Below are 3,314 nucleotides of genomic sequence, written 5' to 3'. Positions count from 1 at the left end.
ATCCTTCCATGCGGTATGCATGGAAGGATGACCCATTTAGTTAAATTTTATTCATTTTCTTAACTTGATGGCTATGAGGACAGCAGAGTGCCTTTTTTAGAAACCTTGCCTGTTTTTCATGATTTAAAACTAATAAGGAGAGGAAAGTATGAGTGAATTGCATTTTATGAGTCTAGAAGAACTGGATAATGAATTAGAAAAAGATGACAGTGGTATTTATTTCATTAAAGATTATAATGAAAATATTATTTATATAGGCAAGGCTTTTAGTATAAAAAGTAGAGTATTAGCTCATTTTAATAGTTATTCCAATATTAAGGAATATGTACATTTATTTAATAAAGTAGCGTATCTCATTGAAGATAGTTTGTTAAAACGCTCATTGTTACAAGTTACTTATACGATTAAATATAAACCAGTATTAAACAAAGAAGTCCAAAAAGAATTCCCAGAGTTATATACCCAATACATTAAGCAAACAAATAAAAAATCCATGTTGTTAGAAATTGATGAAGCTAAAGAAAAAAGGGATGAGTTAAAGAATAGATTAGTAAAATTAGTGGGTGGAAAAACTATGTTTTATGACATAATTTCTCTGTTAAACAATGGATATAACTATCATGTCCTCGCAAAAGTATTGAGCATAGAACTTCAAACTTTAATTATAATGAAAGAACACCGAAACAAATTCCCGATACCACATAATTATAAGAGAACAATAAAGCATCAAGATATAATGTATGCTTTATCTGGAAAAAAGAATTTAAGTACGTCAAGGTTAAACACTTAACTTTAAATTAGTAAATTTGCTGCTTTTAGCAATTCAACTAGAATGTGCCCCCCGAAATTTAGAAAGATCGGTTTATTAGGTAGCCTTTAGGGAATGAGCCTAGTACAATACTGGGTTCATTCCCTTTGATTTTCCCTTGATTCTTTCATGATTATAGTACTCTATATACTTTGCTAATTCTTGTTTGAAATCTGTTATACTTCCAAATTCTTTCGATACAGAAATAGACATACAAAAACGCCATCCTTTCTTATAAATCTACAGCAAGAATAGCGTATTTTTTACAAATGAGTTCCTTTATTGAAAAGCTTTAGTTCTATATGACTGATAAAAGGGCAAGTAACGCTAAAATAGCGGTAAGTCCTTGTTTTTAGAAGAATATTTTGCATATGCAAAATATTAAAATGTAATTTATAAATATAAAGTTAATAAAATAAATTACATTTTAATAATATTCCTCAAGCTAATCCTATATATACCGTTTACAAATTAATTGTCTAAGTATTTTTTAGTTTAAAAGTGCAGTGTATTCGTTTTTTATTGAATCAACTTTTACATGTTGGTTCAATATTTTCTATTCTCTTGGAACTTAGTTCTCGTTTACTTCTCACAAAAGCAATAAAATCTATTATCTCTTCTGTTGACAGTGCTTCTCCATCTATTAAAAGTGTTGGATCTGGATCGTTTAGGAGTCTTGTAATATCAATTACATCTTTGTTTTGATGTGAATGTTCAATTCGGCCTAATATATAATCTACAGATGTATCAAATAAATCGGCTATTTTTGATAAAGATTGTAAGGAAGGTAATCTATAACCATTTTCATACCCGGCATAGGTGCTTTTCGCAATCCCAAGTCGATCTGCTGTCTCTTGTAAGGACCACTTTTGATTTTTTCTTAATTCAGATAAACGTTCCAGCATTCGTCTCATACCCCATCTAATTTTATTAAATTAATTATAACATAGAAAAAGAATCAAGAATAGAAAAAAAGTACGCGTATTGAATACAAATTCTTGATTAATTCAAATTAAGTTCTATAATGATAAATATAAATACGCATTACGCGAACGATATATCGTTGTTTATTTTATGGAGGGGTTGTGTATGAAGAAAATTTTATTACTTGCAACTGGTGGGACAATTGCATCTGTGGAGGGGAATGAGGGGCTTGTTCCAGGATTATCCGCTGAGGAATTATTGAATTATTTTTCGAAGTCTTCTCGAAACTTAGAAATAGATTGCAAAATCTTAATGAATATTGATAGTACCAATATGCAACCTGAGCACTGGAAAGAAATAGCTAATGCTGTTTTTAATCACTATGATGACTATGACGGGTTTGTGATTACACATGGAACGGATACGTTAGCTTATACATCTTCTGCGTTATCTTATATGCTGCAAGGTTTAAGAAAACCAGTTGTTTTAACAGGTTCACAAGTACCTATTAGTTTTAAAAAGACAGACGCAAAGAAAAATGTAGCTGATGCTCTTAGGTTTGCCTGTGAGAATGTTGGCGGTGTGTTTATTGTTTTTGATAGTAGGGTGATTATTGGGACGAGAGCAGTTAAAATGCGAACAAAAAGTTATGATGCATTTGAAAGTGTGAATTCTCCATATGTTGCTGAGGTAAATGAAGATGAAGTGAAATATCATTGGAAGCCAACGTCCTCCCATAACGAATTTTCAATAGATACTAATTTATGTACGGATGTTTTTCTTATGAAATTGTATCCAGGTACAAAGCCAGAGATATTTGATTGTTTAAAAGATTTGTATAAAGGGATTGTTATTGAAAGTTTTGGAAACGGTGGATTACCTTTTGAAGGAAGGAACTTGCTTTCGAAAATTCAAGAGTTGACTGAAATGGGGATTGCTGTAGTGATTACTACTCAATGCCTGGAAGAAGGAGAAGACATACTTCTCTATGAAGTAGGACGGAAAGTGGCACAACATCAAGTAATATTGTCTGGAGATATGAATACGGAAGCCATCATAGCAAAATTGATGTGGACGCTTGGAAAAACTAATAAATTAGAAGAGATTAAAAAAATTATTGAAGAGCCTTTAGCCTACGATTTAACAATAAAATCTGATAAGGATTGGTAAGGACTTCATATGATTTATTTAGGTTTTACATTTAATATGGGGGAGAAATTAAATTGGCAATGACAAACAAGAACGTGCGAGTGGAGAATGATTTTTTGGGAGGAAAGGAATTACCTATTGAGGCATATTACGGAATTCAAACTTTACGCGCTGTTGAAAATTTCCCGATTACAGGGTATAAAATTCATGAAAGCTTAATTAGAGCGTTCGCAGTTGTAAAAAAAGCTGCAGCGCTTGCGAATACAGATGTAGGAAGATTGGAATTGAACAAGGGCGGCGCAATTGCAGAAGCTGCTCAAGAAATTCTTGATGGAAAATGGCATGATCATTTTATTGTAGATCCAATCCAAGGCGGAGCAGGTACTTCAATGAACATGAATGCAAATGAAGTCATTGCCAATCGTGCTCTTGA

General features: G+C 32.1%; 4 protein-coding genes and 1 pseudogene. 3 read left to right on the top strand and 2 right to left on the bottom strand.

Annotated features, from left to right (window positions below):
* Positions 1 to 148: 148 nt before the first annotated feature.
* On the top strand, positions 149 to 790 hold the full coding sequence (locus PDQ33_RS28540; protein WP_061130653.1) for a hypothetical protein: 642 nt from the start codon (positions 149 to 151) through the stop codon (positions 788 to 790).
* Between the two features lie 99 nt (positions 791 to 889).
* Here PDQ33_RS28540 and PDQ33_RS28535 read toward each other — a convergent pair.
* Positions 890 to 1,003, bottom strand: a pseudogene (locus tag PDQ33_RS28535) (IS3 family transposase); the annotation flags it as partial.
* A gap of 332 nt (positions 1,004 to 1,335) precedes the next feature.
* Entirely contained in the window at positions 1,336 to 1,713 is a 378-nt protein-coding gene (ansR, locus tag PDQ33_RS28530; RefSeq protein WP_000893556.1) for an HTH-type transcriptional regulator AnsR, read from the bottom strand.
* A 184-nt stretch (positions 1,714 to 1,897) separates the two neighbouring features.
* Between ansR and ansA the strand changes: the two genes are divergently transcribed.
* Both ansA and PDQ33_RS28520 read left to right on the top strand, forming a co-directional pair.
* Positions 1,898 to 2,902, top strand: coding sequence for an asparaginase (gene ansA, locus PDQ33_RS28525; protein ID WP_061130654.1), 1,005 nt, complete (start codon positions 1,898 to 1,900; stop codon positions 2,900 to 2,902).
* A 53-nt stretch (positions 2,903 to 2,955) separates the two neighbouring features.
* The coding region (locus PDQ33_RS28520; protein ID WP_270692799.1) for a lyase family protein at positions 2,956 to 3,314 on the top strand (359 nt) is incomplete at its 3' end.

Origin of the sequence: Bacillus cereus group sp. Bc031 (assembly GCF_027716265.1) — a bacterium.
Lineage (GTDB): Bacteria > Bacillota > Bacilli > Bacillales > Bacillaceae_G > Bacillus_A > Bacillus_A paranthracis.
The sequence above is the reverse complement of the archived record's forward strand: the minus strand, read 5'-3'. Positions and strand labels throughout refer to the sequence as shown.

Excerpts from the sequence above, each read along its gene's own strand:
- ansA (WP_061130654.1), top strand. The coding sequence starts at position 1,898 with ATGAAGAAAATTTTATTACTTGCAACTGGTGGGACAATTGCATCTGTG.
- ansR (WP_000893556.1), bottom strand. The coding sequence starts at position 1,713 with ATGCTGGAACGTTTATCTGAATTAAGAAAAAATCAAAAGTGGTCCTTA.
- PDQ33_RS28540 (WP_061130653.1), top strand. The coding sequence starts at position 149 with ATGAGTGAATTGCATTTTATGAGTCTAGAAGAACTGGATAATGAATTA.